The organism is Hoeflea sp. AS60 (genome assembly GCF_038900115.1).
Taxonomy (GTDB): Bacteria; Pseudomonadota; Alphaproteobacteria; order Rhizobiales; family Rhizobiaceae; genus Hoeflea.
The window spans coordinates 618,830-633,809 of record NZ_JBBMQP010000002.1 but is presented as its reverse complement, the minus strand read 5'-3'; the positions used below and the strand labels follow the sequence as shown (position 1 = coordinate 633,809).

The following is a 14,980-nucleotide window of genomic DNA, read 5'->3' as shown; positions in this document are numbered from 1 at the left end:
GAGGCGATTCCGCCTATTTTGAGTTCAATCAAGAATCATGAGGTAAACCCAATGCGTTATCTGCACACAATGGTCCGCGTCACCGATGTCGACGCGTCGCTCGATTTCTACTGCAACAAACTGGGACTTGTGGAAATCCGCCGCCATGAGAGCGAGGCCGGCCGGTTCACCCTGATATTTCTCGCCGCCCCGGAAGATAAGGAGCGCGCATTGGCCGACCAGGCGCCTTTGCTCGAACTGACCTACAACTGGGATCCGCAGGACTACGACGGCGGCCGCAATTTCGGCCACCTCGCCTATGTCGTCGACAACATCCATGACCTCTGCCTGTCGCTGCAGAACAATGGCGTGACCATCAACCGGCCGCCTCGCGACGGCCACATGGCTTTCATAAGGTCACCTGATGGTATTTCCATCGAACTGCTGCAGAAGGGCGATCCGCTCGAGCCGGCAGAGCCCTGGTTGTCGATGAAGAACACCGGCGCCTGGTAGGCCCTTGATCCGGCCCGGACCTTTTGCCGGGCCGGGCCTTCAAGGCGCAAGGCTCACACAACGGGCGCAGTCTACCCTGCCAATAGAGTCATGCTTTCGCCGTATTTGCGACGCATCGCATCACTTTTGGCTGTTAAGATGAATTACGTCTTCGGCACGTCGGGTTTGTTCGTTTACAAAAACGGCGCTAGTGAGTAGGCATCCTTCAAGGACCTTCGGGTCTGCCAGTGCAAGTTATCCAGGGGCTCCAGAGTTTGCAGATAGGCGGAAACAAAGCAGGCAACGAGCGCAACGCAACGCGTGCGTTGCTGTTGGCCGGCGCAGCGGCAATTCTCAGTGGATGTGTGTCTGCTGCCGATCCCGCAATGTTTGCCCCCCAGGGCTTCGCACCCGATGCTGCAGCAACGGTCGATCTCAGCGTTGAACAGCCAACGGAAATGGCCATGGTCGACGGGAATGCGACCGAGGCTGCTCCGGGTATTCCGATGCCGGTTCCATCGCCCGCTTCGGCTGACGCAGCATCCCGAATGCCGGCGGTGGCACAAGGCGAATTGGCATCGGGTCAACCGGTGGTGATGGCCGATACTGCGGTGGACGCCCTCAACCGGGGCATTACCCAAAGCCAGTCTGCCCAGCCGATCGCCAACCTTTACAGTGCCTCGCCTGTGCAGCCCACCATCGTGACGCCAGAAGACGTGGCGTCTCAGCCTCAACAGGCACCGGCCGCGGCGGCGTCCGCGGACATGACATCGATGAGCCCCGATTCCGGGCTCACTGAAACCCAACCCCAGGTCCAGGAACTGGCGGTGGTCGCACCACCGAAGAAGAAGTCTATTTTCGCGCGCATGTTCGCGCCGCAAAAGACTTCAACCAGAATTGCCCCCGAGGGAACCAAAAAACGCCTGGTAGTGGCGAAGTCCGCTCCTGTGACCGTTGCCTCTGCCGGCGGCAATTCTTTACCCGGCGTCAAGATGACGACAATGTTTGGCGAAGAGTCCGAAGCCGATACAGGCGATGCCGATTCGGGCCAGATCCAGTTGGCTTCGGCAGCGGGCCTGGCCCGGCTTGCCCCCAATGGCCTGCACCTGCAGACAGACAAGGTCGAGGTCGACTGCTTCAAGCCGCAGCTCGTGCGCACACTCAAAAGCATTGAGCGGCATTATGGCCGACCGGTGGTGGTTACCTCCGGATATCGCAGCCCGAAGCACAACCGACGCATCGGCGGCGCATCAGGATCGCGCCATACCTCTTGCGAGGCAGCCGATATCCAGATCGAGGGTGTTTCAAAATGGCAGCTGGCGAAATATCTCCGGTCCATGCCTGAACGCGGCGGTGTCGGCACCTACTGCCACACGGAATCAGTTCACATCGACGTTGGAAACATGCGTGACTGGAACTGGCGCTGCCGTCGGCGCAAGTAATCTGATCACGGTTGACGCAGGGGTCCCGCGAGGTTTGCGCGGCGCTCGCCAACGTCTGCAAAACAATCTTCATAAAGACGTCATTTTTTTACCGGAGACATCAATTATCCGCTTGCGGTCCTAAAATCGTCTGACTATAAGACGGCCACAGTGTACGCGCCCTTCGTCTATCGGTTAGGACGCCAGATTTTCATTCTGGAAAGAGGGGTTCGACTCCCCTAGGGCGTACCACTGTTTTCAAGCACTTCGCTTGATCTTCTCACTTTAAAACTGAAGGTCACTCAGGCTTGGCATAACGCCATGGCACTGTCCGTTTCGCGTATTTTCAATCTGCAGCAAGTCACGGTCCCGCTGGTAAAAAGCAGGCGTGGAGGCGATATATTCTGAGGCTGTGAGCGGTTCGCAGACTTTCGGGGAGACCTGCCGCCTAACGCGCCACTGCCGCGTCCGTGACCCGGATCTGCACCCGTCTGACACCCTGCCAGTAATCCGCAGACAACGACCCCGCGATGTGAAATGTCATTCCGCGTCCGCCAAGCAGCGCAGCCCCCATCTCTGTGTCAGCCGCACGAAAGGCGATGCCGTTGAGCTTGCCTCCATCGGGGCCGGCAAACGACAGCTTGATGTGATTCTGCCCCACAATCCGCGCATCTTTGAGAGTGTGCCCGGGCATGGCAAACACCGGCTGCGGATGTCCGGCGCCATAGGGTCCGGCGCGCTCGATCATGTCGACCAGATCAAGCGTTGCGCCCGAGGCCGATATTGCCCCGTCAATCTTGAGCCGGTGCGCTGTCGTCACTCCTGCCACAGCCTCAGCGGCATTCTCCTCAAAGAACGCGCGCAGGTCCCCCAGGCGGTTCTGTTCGACCGTCAGGCCGGCCGCCATTGCATGGCCGCCGCCTTTGACAAGCAGCCCGATATCGACTGCCTTGCGTACCAGCCGGCCAATATCGACGCCTGGCACCGACCGTCCGGACCCGGTACCCTTTCCGTTGCCATCAAAGGCGATCGCAAACGCCGGCCGCCGGTAGCGCTCCTTGAGCCGCGAGGCCAGAAGCCCAACGACACCCGGATGCCAGCCCTTACGCTCGGTGATGATCACCGAAGGCCCGTCGCCGCTGGCCATCTCCACTGCCGCTTCCGCGTCGGCTTCCTCCAGCATGGCTGCTTCGATTGCCTGGCGCTCCTTGTTCAATAGCTCAAGCCGTTCGGCAATCGTTTCGGCCTCATCCCGGTTCTCAAGCGTCAGCAGCCGACTGCCCAATGCTGCATCGCCAATGCGTCCGCCGGCATTGATTCGGGGTCCGATCAGAAATCCCAGATGATAGGGGGTCACCGGCCCATTGACGCCTGCGCGCTGTGCAAGGGCTGCAAGGCCGACATTGCCCATGGTTCGGGCCGCCAGCAGTCCCTTGACCACAAATGCACGATTGAGCCCCTTGAGCGGTACCACATCGCACACGGTCGCCAGGGCAACCAGATCCAGACAGGCCAGCAGATCAAACGTGGCGGCCCTTGCTTCGCCTTTATGGCGCAACAGGCGCAGCGTTCCGGCCAGCACCATGAACACCACACCACAAGCGCACAGATGCCCCAGACCCGACAAATCGTCCTCGCGGTTGGGATTGACCAGCGCCTGCGCTACAGGCAGCTCGCTCGCCACCTGGTGGTGATCGATCACCACGACGTCTACACCACGCCGGGCGGCCTCCTCGAGCGATTCGTGGCTGGTTGATCCGCAGTCGACGGTGATGATCAGCTTTGCGCCGCGGTCGACAAGTTCACCGATAGCCGTGGGATTTGGCCCGTAGCCCTCAAAGATCCGGTCCGGGATGTAAATCTCGCTGACAACGCCAAAATGCCTCAGGAACCGCTGCATCAAAGCCGAGGATGCGGCCCCGTCGACATCATAGTCGCCGAAGATCGCGACCCGCTCGCCGCGCGAGATCGAAAGCGAAATTCGCTCAGCCGCCTTGTCGCAGTCTGTCAATCTGGATGGGTCGGGCATGAGGGATTTGATGGTCGGATCCAGAAATGCCTTGGCATCCCCGATTGCCACCTCCCTGCCCGCAAGCACGCGTGCAATGACGTCGGGAAGCCCGGTCATCTGCGCAATGGAGATCGCCTTGTTTTCGCCAGCCATGTCCAGCCGCGCGACCCATTTCTGCTCGGACAGAGACTGTTCCACCCCGAGAAATGCCCGGTCTGATGCGCCGTTGCCTGTCATCCGGAACCCAACCTGCTTCGGGCACCCTGCCCCGATGGCTGTGCCTGAGGCACGCTCATAGCGCAAACCGCGCGGCGCGGCAAAGCGGTCCCGCCCTGACGATGCTGGATGACGCGCACAAAAAAGCCCCGGCTTCTTGTGGAGCCGGGGCGATCGCATTTTTCACATCGATGAGATCAAGCGGGCCGCAGCCCTAGTCGAACTTGGAAAGGTCCTGATGGCGTGCCTTGATTTCGCGCACCGTGCGCGAGGACGAGCGCATGACGATGGTATGCGTGATGATGGCGTCGTTGGTAAAGCGCACACCCTGCAGCAGGTTGCCGTCAGTCACACCGGTGGCGGCGAACAGGACATCCCCACGCGCCATTTCTTCCATGGTGTAGATTTTCTTTGGATCAGAAATCCCCATCTTGGCAGCGCGCGCTACCTTTTCCTCGGTATTGAGCTGCAACCGGCCCTGCATCTGGCCGCCAATACACCTCAGCGCTGCCGCAGCAAGAACGCCTTCGGGCGCGCCGCCGATGCCGATATAGATGTCGATGCCGGTTTCTTCCGGATCTGTCGTGTGAATGATGCCGGCAACGTCACCATCGCCGATCAGTCGGATGGCTGCGCCGGTGGCGCGGACTTCCTCGATCATCCGCGCATGGCGGGGCCGGTCGAGAATACAGGCAGTCACCTGACCGACAGGCACACCCTTGGCACGAGCAACGGCATGAATGTTTTCAGTAGCCGTTGCATCAAGCGAAACCGTATTGGCCGGATATCCCGGCCCAATGGCGATCTTCTCCATGTAAACGTCAGGCGCGTAGAGCAGGCTGCCCTTTTCCGCGAAGGCAATCACAGCCAGCGAATTGGGAAGGTTCTTGGCACAGATCGTGGTGCCCTCGAGCGGGTCAAGCGCAATGTCGACCTTGGCGCCGTCGCGAGTACCGACTTCTTCGCCGATATAGAGCATGGGCGCTTCGTCGCGCTCGCCTTCGCCGATCACCACGGTTCCATCGATCGGCAACCGGTTGAGCTCCTGCCGCATCGCATCGACAGCAACCTGATCGGCTGCCATCTCGTCACCGCGGCCACGAAGCCGTGCGGCAGCAACAGCTGCGCGTTCGGTCACGCGTGCGATTTCCAGCGTAAGGATCCGGTCCAGACCGCTTGCTTCTGTCGGTTTCCCTGCCATGGCCTAAATTCCCCTTTGGTCTGTCATTACGCCGCTCATACAGCGTTCAAACATAGCAAGGCAATGTGAAAACCACATTAAAACCCGTTGTTTTTTCAGGAATTTGAGCTGATCCCAAACTAAATCGATTAGGCGGCGCGCAGCAATGCGCATCGCCCTGACCGCTGCAGATCAAACACGCGGACCAACGGAACGATCAGCTCTCGCGTGTCCGCTCGATTCTGATCACCTGCGGCTCCCCGGAAAGGTAACCTTCGCTCTTGATGGCGTCCACGGCAGCGCGAACCCGGGATTCTGTTGTCGCGTGCGTCACCAGAATCACCGTTTGTGGCCCGGCTTCCGCGCCAGAAGGACGCGCGCGCTGGACAATGGATTCGAGCGAGATCTCGTTCTTGGACATCGACGTGGCAATCGAGGCGAACACGCCGGCCCGGTCATCCACCTTGAGCGAGATGAAGTACCCGCCCTCGTGGCTCTGGATCTGTGCGCGTGTATAGGGCTCAAGCTTGTCCGCAGGACGGCCGAGTGCCGGCGCGTGCTGATGGCCGGGCTTGCTCTTGGCAATGTCGGCAATATCACCCAGCACCGCGGATGCAGTGGCTTCGCCACCGGCGCCAGGTCCAGACAGCATCAATTCGCCCAGAATATCGGCTTCAATGGTCACCGCATTGGTCACACCTTCCACCTGCGCGATCATCGATCCCTTCGGCACCATGGTCGGATGCACCCGCTGCTCGATGCCGGTGGCAGTGCGTTGCGCCACGCCAAGCAGCTTGATCCTGTAGCCGAGCTCATCGGCGGCATGGATATCGTCGATGGAAATGTTGGTGATGCCTTCGATGTAGACTTCATCGGCTGCAATCTGGGTTCCGAACGCGAGACTTGTAAGGATGGACAGCTTGTGCGCGGTGTCGTTGCCCTCAATATCAAAAGCCGGATCGGCTTCGGCATAGCCAAGTCGCTGTGCCTCCGCCAGGCATTCGGCAAAGCCCATATTGTCGCGCTGCATCCGCGTCAGGATGTAATTGCAGGTGCCGTTGAGGATGCCGTAGATCCGCGTGACCGCATTGCCGGTCAAGGATTCCCGCATCGCCTTGATCACCGGAATACCGCCCGCAACCGCAGCTTCGAAGTTCAGGAGAACCCCGTTCGATTCGGCAAGCAATGCCAGCTCAACACCGTGTCTGGCAAGCATCGCCTTGTTGGCGGTCACCACATGACGTCCGGCAGTCAGCGCCGCCTTGGACGCTGCAAGCGCGGGATCCCCCTCGCCCCCCATAAGCTCAACCAGAACGTCGATATCTCCGTCACGCGCCATTTCAACCGGATCGTCGAACCAGGCCACCCCATCAAGATTGAGGCCGCGATCGCGACTGCGATCGCGCGCACAGACCGCGGTGACCACAATTTCGCGTCCGCAGATGTCGGCCAGCAGATTGTGCCGGCTCGAGACAATCTGAAACAACGCCGCACCGACAGTGCCAAGGCCTGCAATGCCGATTTTCAGGGCATCAGTCATGTAAAAGTCCACCTGTCTGGGATCGCCCGCAACCAAAGTGCGAAGCTTTGAAACTCTGGGCGGGTTTACCGGCGGGGGACCGGGCGGTCAACGCCGGGCGGTTAATGAAACCACATTGTCACCGCCGCCATTGGTTGCGCTGGAGAAAAAGCGCTTGATGTTGCGCGCGGCCTGTCGGATCCGGTGCTCGTTTTCAACCAGCGCGATACGCACATGCTCATCGCCATGCTCGCCAAAACCGATCCCCGGCGCAACCGCAACATCGGCGCGTTCCACCAGCAATTTGGAAAACTCGAGCGATCCAAGATGCTTGAATTGCTCAGGGATAGGCGCCCAGGCGAACATTGTCGCTGCCGGCGGCGGCACATCCCAGCCGGCCTTGCCGAAACTGTCGACCAGCACATCGCGACGGCGCTTGTAGATCGAGCGCACCTCGGCGATGTCAGAGCCATCGCCGTTGAGGGCTGCGGTTGCAGCCACCTGGATCGGAGTGAAGGCACCATAATCAAGATAGGACTTCACACGCGTCAGCGCCGAAATCAGCCGTTCGTTGCCGACAGCAAATCCCATCCGCCAGCCAGGCATCGAGAAGGTCTTCGACATGGATGTGAACTCGACGCAGATATCGATGGCACCCGGGACCTCGAGAACCGAAGGGGGCGGCGTCTCGTCGAAGTAGATTTCCGCATAGGCGAGGTCTGACAGGATGAGAATGTCATGCTTCTTGGCGAAGGCCACGACGTCCTTGTAGAAATCCAGTGTCGCCACGTAGCTCGTCGGATTGGACGGGTAGTTCAGGATCAACGCCAGAGGCTTCGGAATCGAATGCCTTACGGAGCGCTCGAGAGCAGAAAAGAAACTGTTGTCAGGCACCACATCGAGTGAACGGATAACGCCACCTGACATGATGAAACCGAACGCGTGGATCGGATAGGTCGGATTGGGGCACAGGATCACGTCGCCGGGCGCGGTGATCGCCTGTGCCATGTTGGCAAACCCCTCCTTGGAGCCCAAGGTCGCCACAACCTGGGTTTCAGGGTTGAGTTTGACGCCAAACCGTCTCTGGTAGTAGCTGGCCTGTGCGCGCCGCAGCCCGGGAATGCCACGCGATGTGGAATAACGGTGAGTGCGCGGATCCCTTACCGCTTCGCACAATTTATCGACGATCGCGGTGGGTGTCGGCAGGTCCGGATTTCCCATTCCCAAATCGATGATATCGGCGCCCCCGGCCCGCGCCGACGCCTTCAGCCTGTTGACCTGCTCAAACACGTAAGGCGGAAGTCGGCGGACCTTGTGAAATTCTTCCATGGAATTCCCCGGAATTGTGGGCTGATTGATGTCGTTCTGATGACACCGGTTTGCGACCAAACCAAGTCAGACGCAAGATCTATTTCTCGATTTGCTGCTGCATATCGTTGCCATGGTTCGCAGCCAGGCTGCGCAATTGCCTCAGCCGCGCGTCATATTGGGCCCGGGCGTCGGGAGTGGACGCACGGCTGCGCAGCAACTCGGTCATTTCAGCCTCCGCTGCAATCTTGTCGGCATCGGAGAATTGTGCGTTGGCGGTATTCGGCAACTGCCCGAAAGTCGGGTACTCTCCTGATCGGCTGGCACCGCTGGCAACAAACGCCTTTGTCTCGGCCGGCGGTGTCTGTTCAATCGGAATGAGCGAAGCAAAGCCCGGATTGCGCCGCACCTCTGTCGAGGCAGTTGCGCCGGAATTCGAAGTCTGAGCAGAACCGGGAGCAATCCCGTCGATCGGGGCGTCGGTGCCTGTTGTGCCGGCATCAAGTCGACTGACCTGAACTGACGTCGGCGCAACATCCTGCAACGAGGCTGTCTGGCATGCGGCGGCCAGCAGCGAAAACATGGCGACAAACGCCGGGCGGACAATCGGTATCATAGTCACGAATATTCCGGTCTCCACCAAATGGTGGCCATGACATGGACAAAAAAAGCCCGTATCAAGGAAGGATAGATGCCAGTATTGGCGTTCAAGCAAAGCAAGTAAGCCGATTTAAGGCAGAATACGGGCCGGAGGCAAGCTCGGGAACAAATGAGGAGGCGCCACCATGGTGGACAAGGGGACATCCGCGACCGGAAACGAGGACGCTGGCGCGGCCACGTCATCTGCAGAGGCCTACGTTGTCAAGAATCCCGAAGCCTTCGCCCGCAATGTTGCGCGCATGCTCGAAGAGCTGGGCAAGGCAGCCTCCGCCTGGGTTGAACCGCGTGAAAGGGGCGAAGTCGTTGATAGCGTCTCTGAACCGATGACGGATATGGTCAAGACCTTCTCCAAGGTGGGCGAATACTGGCTGTCCGATCCAAAGCGCGCCATCGAGGCCCAGACATCGCTTCTGACAAGCTATTTCGGCATGTGGAGCGAATCGGTCAAGCGCATGTCGGGCGAGGATGACAGCCCTAAGGTAAAAACCAGGGACAAACGGTTTTCCGATCCGGATTGGGAAAACAATCCGTTTTTCGAATTCCTGAAAAATGCCTACTTCATTACTTCGGACTGGGCCAACAAACTCGTCGACGAGAGTGAAGGCCTTGATGAACACACCCGCCACAAGGCGGCGTTTTATGTTCGCCAGATCACCAGCGCTCTCTCGCCGGCCAATTTCCTCGCGACCAATCCAGAGCTCTATAAGGAAATGGTCGCCTCAAACGGTGAAAACCTGGTCAAGGGCATGCACATGCTGGCCGAGGACATCGCGGCCGGCAAGGGGGAACTGAGGTTACGGCAATCCGACGCGTCCAAGTTCAAGGTGGGCGAGAATATCGCCGTCTCGCCGGGCAAGGTGATTGCCCAGGACGACATCTGTCAGATCATTCAGTACGATCCGGCAACAGAGACAGTGCTGAAGCGACCTTTGATGATCGTGCCGCCGTGGATCAACAAGTTCTATATTCTCGATCTCAATCCGAAGAAATCCTTCATCAAGTGGGCTGTCGATCAGGGACACACGGTGTTCGTGATTTCCTGGGTCAACCCGGATCAGAGCCATGCCAAGAAAGACTGGGAGTCCTATTCACGCGAAGGCATTTCCTTTGCCCTCGACACGATCGAGAAAGCCACTGGCGAACGTGAGGTCAACGCGATCGGCTATTGCGTCGGCGGCACACTGCTGGCGGCGACGCTGGCATTGCACGCCCAGGAAAAAGACACCCGGATTGCAACGGCCACCTTCTTTACCACCCAGACCGATTTCACCTATGCCGGTGATCTCAAGGTCTTTGTCGACGAAGCCCAGATCGGCCAGATCGAAACCGCGATGGAGAAGAACGGGTTTCTTGACGGCTCGAAGATGGCGACAGCTTTCAATATGCTGCGCGCCTCTGATCTGATCTGGCCCTATGTCGTCAACAACTACCTCAAGGGCAAGGACCCGATGCCCTTCGACCTGCTCTACTGGAACTCGGATGCGACCAGGATGCCGGCAGCAAATCATTCCTACTATCTGCGCAATTGCTACCTTGAGAACAACCTGTCTCAAGACAAGCTGGAACTCGCCGGCAAGACGCTGAAACTGAAAGACATCAGGATCCCGGTCTTCAATCTTGCAGCCAAGGAAGATCACATCGCCCCTGCCCGCTCCGCCTATATCGGCGGCAAGCTGTTTGGTGGAGATGTCACCTATGTCATGGCGGGTTCAGGCCATATCGCCGGCGTGGTCAATCCGCCGGCTGCAGGCAAGTATCAGTTCTGGTCTGATGGCCCGAAGAATGCCGAGTTTGACGACTGGGTGGCGGGCGCCAAGGAAAGCCCGGGCTCCTGGTGGCCGCATTGGAACACGTGGATCCGTGCATCATCGGATGAAGAAGTGCCGGCACGCAAACCGGGTGGCAAGAAACTCAAACCCATTGAGGATGCACCGGGCTCCTATGTTCGCGTCCGGGTTTGAGGATAGTGTCTCGAAAGCCCGGCGCGATCTTGCGCGTCGTGAAAATGCAGCGGCGTTTTCATGCCCGCGCAAACTGTGCTACGCGCCCGGTCCATGAAGTTTGAACCGCCCCTGGTCCCTGCGACACTAATCCGACGCTACAAGCGGTTCCTGTTCGATGCCGAGCTGCAAACAGGTGAAGTAATCACCGGGTTTTGCCCAAACACCGGTTCCATGCGTGGGCTCACCGCCCCCGGGTCACTCTGTTATCTCACCGAACATTCCGGCGGCACCCGCAAGTACCGCTACGCCCTCGAACTGGTCGAAGCAGATGATACGCTGGTGGGCATCAACACCGCGCGCCCGAACCGTCTGGTGGAAGAGGCAATAGATGAAGGCCTGATCGGGTCGCTTACTGGCTATGCCGAGCGCAAGGCTGAACAGAAATACGGAATCAACTCCCGTATCGACATCCTAATGCGCGACCCGGCAAAGGGCTTGGCCTATGTTGAGGTCAAGAATGTGCATTTTCGCCGTAACGGCAGACTAGCCGAGTTTCCTGACAGCGTCACCACCCGCGGTGCGAAGCATCTTGAAGAACTTGGCGACATGGTTGAAGCTGGGCACCGCGCGATAATGGTCTATCTGATCCAGCGCGACGATGTGGACAGCCTCAGCCTTTGCCGCGATCTGGACCCTGCCTACTCATCAGCATTTGACCGCGCCATGAAACGCGGGGTTGAAGCTTGCGCCATACGGTGCAAAATCACATCTGAGCTAATACATGCTGACACGATGGTTCCCGTTGAGGAACAGGGTCTGAACAGCGTATCATGAAACCGCGCCGGCCATGCCGGACGGAACAAGACAAAGCGAGCCTGACATGGTTACCTATATTGACGCCGCATCGGCCCCGATGAAAAACACCGGCCAGATCCGGTTGTATGGCGCGGAAGGTTTTGAGGGCATGCGAAAGGCCTGCCAGCTCACCGCACGCTGCCTGGATGAACTCGCCTCTCGCGTGGCCCCAGGCGTCACCACCAACGAAATCGACCGGTTTGTGTACGAGTTCGGCAAAGATCACGGTGCCCTGCCTGCAACATTGAACTATCGCGGCTACACCAAATCCTGCTGCACATCGATCAACCACGTGGTGTGTCACGGCATCCCCAATGACAAGCCGCTGCGCGAAGGCGAAATCGTCAATATCGATGTGACCTACGTGTTTGATGGCTGGCATGGCGATTCGAGCCGGATGTATCCGGTCGGCGAGATCAAGCGCGCAGCAGAGCGGCTGCTTGAAATTACCCACAAGACCCTGATGCTCGGTATCGAAGCTGTCAAACCCGGCGTGCGCACCGGCGCCATTGGCGAAGCAATCCAGACATACGCCGAAGCCGAACGTTGTTCTGTTGTCCGCGACTTCTGTGGTCACGGCGTGGGCAAGCTGTTTCACGACGCGCCCAACATCCTGCATTATGGCCGCGCCAACGAAGGCCCAGAGATGCGTCCCGGCATGATCTTCACCATCGAACCGATGATCAACCTCGGCCGGCCGCATGTCAAAGTGCTCTCGGATGGATGGACGGCTGTTACCCGGGATCGCTCCCTGACCGCGCAATATGAGCACACGATTGGGGTCACCGAGACCGGGTGCGAGATCTTCACCCTCTCTCCTGCCGGGCTGGACCGACCCGGTTTGCCTGCATGACATCAGGCCGTCGCCCAAGTCCAATTGCAAAGGGCCCGAATGAAAAGGGTCTGAATGAGCAAGGCATGGACGGCGACGGATCAGTCGATGCGAACGAAACCGACGCGCAGCAAGACGAACGCGATTATTTCGCCGAAAGCCGTCAGGGCAAGGCCAAGGGCCGTGCACTTGATGCCAATCCCGCAACCACATCCGTAAGCGCGGACGAACATTTCCATGGCCATCGCGACCGGTTGCGTCAGCGTTTCCGCGACAGCGGCGACCGGGCGCTGGCCGATTACGAACTGCTTGAACTGCTGCTGTTCAGGCTGATTCCCCGCAGGGATACCAAACCTATCGCCAAGGCGCTGCTGGCAAGGTTTGGATCGCTTCCAGAGGTGCTTGGAGCGCCTGCCAATCTGCTCACTGAAGTCAAAGGCGTCGGAGAAAGCGTCGCCACCGATCTCAAGCTTGTCGCCTCCATTGCCCACCGCATGCTCAAGGGCGAACTCAAGGGCCGCCAGGTCTTGGCCTCTTGGACATCCGTCATCGAGTATTGCCGGGCGGCTATGGCATTTGAGGCACGCGAACAATTCCGCGTGCTGTTCCTCGACAAGAAAAACGCATTGATCGCTGACGAAGTTCAGCAAACCGGCACCGTCGATCATACCCCGGTCTATCCGCGCGAAGTGGTCAAACGGGCGCTCGAACTCTCTGCCACTGCGATCATTCTCGTGCACAATCACCCGTCAGGCGATCCAACCCCGTCACGCGCGGACATCGAGATGACCAAACTGATCATCGACACGGCCAAGCCTTTGGGCATTACCGTTCATGACCACATCATTATCGGCAAGGACGGTCACGCCAGCCTGAAGGGGCTGAAGCTGATCTAGCCGGGTGGTCCGTTGTCCCAGCCCTTCATTTCCTCGCTGCCAAGAAACCGCTGGGAATCGGCCCGCACCTCTTCAAGCCGCTCGTCCGTCATCTTGCCAAGCGATCCCATGATCAGCCCCATGCGATGATTCTTCCGCAGGGTCGTTTCGTTCTCCGACAGGAAACTCCAGTACAGGTAATTGAACGGACAAGCCTTTTCGCCGCCCTTCTGCTTCACATCGAATTTGCAGGAGGCGCAATAATCGCTCATCTTGTTGATATAGGCACCCGAAGCGGCATAGGGCTTGGACGCAACAAAGCCGCCATCCGCAAACAGCGCCATGCCAACCACATTGGGCATTTCCACCCATTCATAGGCGTCGGAATAGACGATGAGAAACCACTCCTGAACCTGACGCGGATCAAGCCCTGCGATCAGACAGAAATTGCCGATGATCATCAGCCGCTGTATGTGGTGGGCGTAAGCGTTCGTGCGGGTTTCCGAGATTGCCTGGCTGAGGCAATTCATCGACGTCTCAGCGGTCCAGAAAAAGCCTGGCAATGGCCGCATCGCATCCAGCGCATTCGCTTCGCCATAGTCCGGCATCTTCATCCAGTAGACCCCGCGAACAAACTCGCGCCACCCGATGATCTGGCGGATAAAGCCCTCGACCGCATTGAGCGGCGCCTGCCCCTCCCTGTAAGCCCTCTCAGCCCTGTCGCAGCATTCCCGTGGTCCGAGCAGACCGCAATTGATCAGCGGCGACAGGTGACTGTGAAAAAGCAGCGGCTCCCCCTGCTTCATGGCGTCCTGCCAGTCACCAAACCCTGGAAGCGCCTCGGCACTGAACCAGTCGAGATAGGCAAGGGCGTCATCGCGCGTGACCGGGTAGTCGAACGGTTCAAGATCACCGAAATGATCTCCAAACCGGTTGGCAACCAGCTCCATTACCTCCCGACTGATGCTGTCGGGTGTATATTCGGGGCGCTTGGGGATAGAGACCGAATCCGGAAGAGCCTTTCGGTTATCCGAATCGTAGTTCCACTGCCCACCTTCAGGCTCGCCATCTGTCATCAGATAACCGGTGCTGCGGCGCATCTCGCGGTAGAAATATTCCATCCGCAGCGTTTTAGGCTGACGACCGCTATCGGTCGTCGCCCAGCTGACAAAATCCTCATGACTCGCAAGAAAGCGGGTATCGGCAAGAATATCGAGATCGACGTCGAGTTCCTCCCGCCATGTCTCCGCCGCTTCAAGCACCCGCAGCTCGGACGGCTCGGTCATGACCACACGGCTCGGCCCGTTGCGCTCGACTGCGGCTGCCAGAGCACGTCCGAAGTCGCCGGGGTTCCCCTCCGCATCAAGATGCAGGTAATCGACCTCAAAGCCCTCTTTTCGCAAGGCATCGGCAAAATGCCGCATCGCCGAGAACACGAAGGCGATCTTTTTCTTGTGGTGCCGCACCGAAGTGGCTTCCTGCATCACCTCAGCCATGAAGATGACGTCACTGCCCGGCCGCGCATCATTCAGGCTGGAAATATCGCGGGACAATTGGTCCCCCAGCACAAATCGCAACACTCTCTCGTTTGACATGGGGCCTCCGGCGAAAATTTCTGCTCCGCCAGCTCTGTGCTGCGGCTCGCCCTGTCTACGGTTTCACAAGAGATATGGATTGGGCTGAAGCCTA

At 58.9% G+C, this 14,980-nt stretch carries 12 protein-coding genes and 1 tRNA gene; 7 read left to right on the top strand and 6 right to left on the bottom strand.

All coding sequences use genetic code 11. The features are described from left to right. The first annotated feature begins 51 nt into the window (after positions 1–51). The 3 genes from WNZ14_RS13305 to WNZ14_RS13295 all read left to right on the top strand — a co-directional run bounded on the left by WNZ14_RS13305 (position 52) and on the right by WNZ14_RS13295 (position 2,144). Positions 52–492, top strand: coding sequence for a VOC family protein (locus WNZ14_RS13305; protein ID WP_342869129.1), 441 nt, complete (start codon positions 52–54; stop codon positions 490–492). Positions 493–746: 254 nt separating this feature from the next. After that, positions 747–1,913, top strand: a complete 1,167-nt coding sequence (locus WNZ14_RS13300) for a YcbK family protein (protein WP_342869128.1) — start codon at positions 747–749, stop codon at positions 1,911–1,913. A gap of 156 nt (positions 1,914–2,069) precedes the next feature. Continuing rightward, a tRNA-Glu gene (locus WNZ14_RS13295) sits at positions 2,070–2,144 on the top strand. Between the two features lie 196 nt (positions 2,145–2,340). Here the strand turns inward: WNZ14_RS13295 and recJ are convergent. The 5 genes from recJ to WNZ14_RS13270 form a co-directional block, all read right to left on the bottom strand. Beyond that, entirely contained in the window at positions 2,341–4,140 is a 1,800-nt protein-coding gene (recJ, locus tag WNZ14_RS13290) for a single-stranded-DNA-specific exonuclease RecJ (protein ID WP_342869127.1), read from the bottom strand. 193 nt (positions 4,141–4,333) lie between these two features. Next, entirely contained in the window at positions 4,334–5,320 is a 987-nt protein-coding gene (gene glpX, locus WNZ14_RS13285) for a class II fructose-bisphosphatase (RefSeq protein ID WP_342869126.1), read from the bottom strand. Positions 5,321–5,516: 196 nt separating this feature from the next. Beyond that, entirely contained in the window at positions 5,517–6,839 is a 1,323-nt protein-coding gene (locus tag WNZ14_RS13280) for a homoserine dehydrogenase (RefSeq protein ID WP_342869125.1), read from the bottom strand. Positions 6,840–6,926: 87 nt separating this feature from the next. After that, positions 6,927–8,147: an LL-diaminopimelate aminotransferase gene (locus tag WNZ14_RS13275; protein WP_342869124.1), complete on the bottom strand. Its 1,221-nt coding sequence runs from the start codon at positions 8,145–8,147 to the stop codon at positions 6,927–6,929. Positions 8,148–8,226: 79 nt separating this feature from the next. Continuing rightward, positions 8,227–8,748, bottom strand: coding sequence for a hypothetical protein (locus WNZ14_RS13270; protein WP_342869123.1), 522 nt, complete (start codon positions 8,746–8,748; stop codon positions 8,227–8,229). A gap of 163 nt (positions 8,749–8,911) precedes the next feature. Here WNZ14_RS13270 and phaC point away from each other — a divergent pair, with 163 nt between their 5' ends. From phaC to radC, 4 genes are all read left to right on the top strand, one after another. After that, a complete protein-coding gene (gene phaC, locus WNZ14_RS13265) occupies positions 8,912–10,747 on the top strand; it encodes a class I poly(R)-hydroxyalkanoic acid synthase (RefSeq protein ID WP_342869122.1) in 1,836 nt (611 codons plus the stop codon). 93 nt (positions 10,748–10,840) lie between these two features. Further along, complete coding sequence (sfsA, locus tag WNZ14_RS13260; protein WP_342869121.1) at positions 10,841–11,563, top strand: DNA/RNA nuclease SfsA; 723 nt, start codon at positions 10,841–10,843, stop codon at positions 11,561–11,563. 46 nt (positions 11,564–11,609) lie between these two features. Then, positions 11,610–12,437, top strand: a complete 828-nt coding sequence (map, locus tag WNZ14_RS13255) for a type I methionyl aminopeptidase (RefSeq protein ID WP_342869120.1) — start codon at positions 11,610–11,612, stop codon at positions 12,435–12,437. 65 nt (positions 12,438–12,502) lie between these two features. Beyond that, the gene (radC, locus tag WNZ14_RS13250) at positions 12,503–13,312 is read left to right on the top strand and encodes a DNA repair protein RadC (protein WP_342869119.1); all 810 of its coding nucleotides are present in this window, start codon (positions 12,503–12,505) and stop codon (positions 13,310–13,312) included. On the opposite strand, the gene WNZ14_RS13245 is transcribed toward radC, so the two are convergent. Beyond that, positions 13,309–14,886 (bottom strand): cryptochrome/photolyase family protein, encoded by a 1,578-nt coding sequence (locus WNZ14_RS13245; RefSeq protein WP_342869118.1) that lies wholly within the window; start codon positions 14,884–14,886, stop codon positions 13,309–13,311. The two genes, radC and WNZ14_RS13245, sit on opposite strands and share 4 nt — an antisense overlap. Positions 14,887–14,980: the final 94 nt, after the last annotated feature.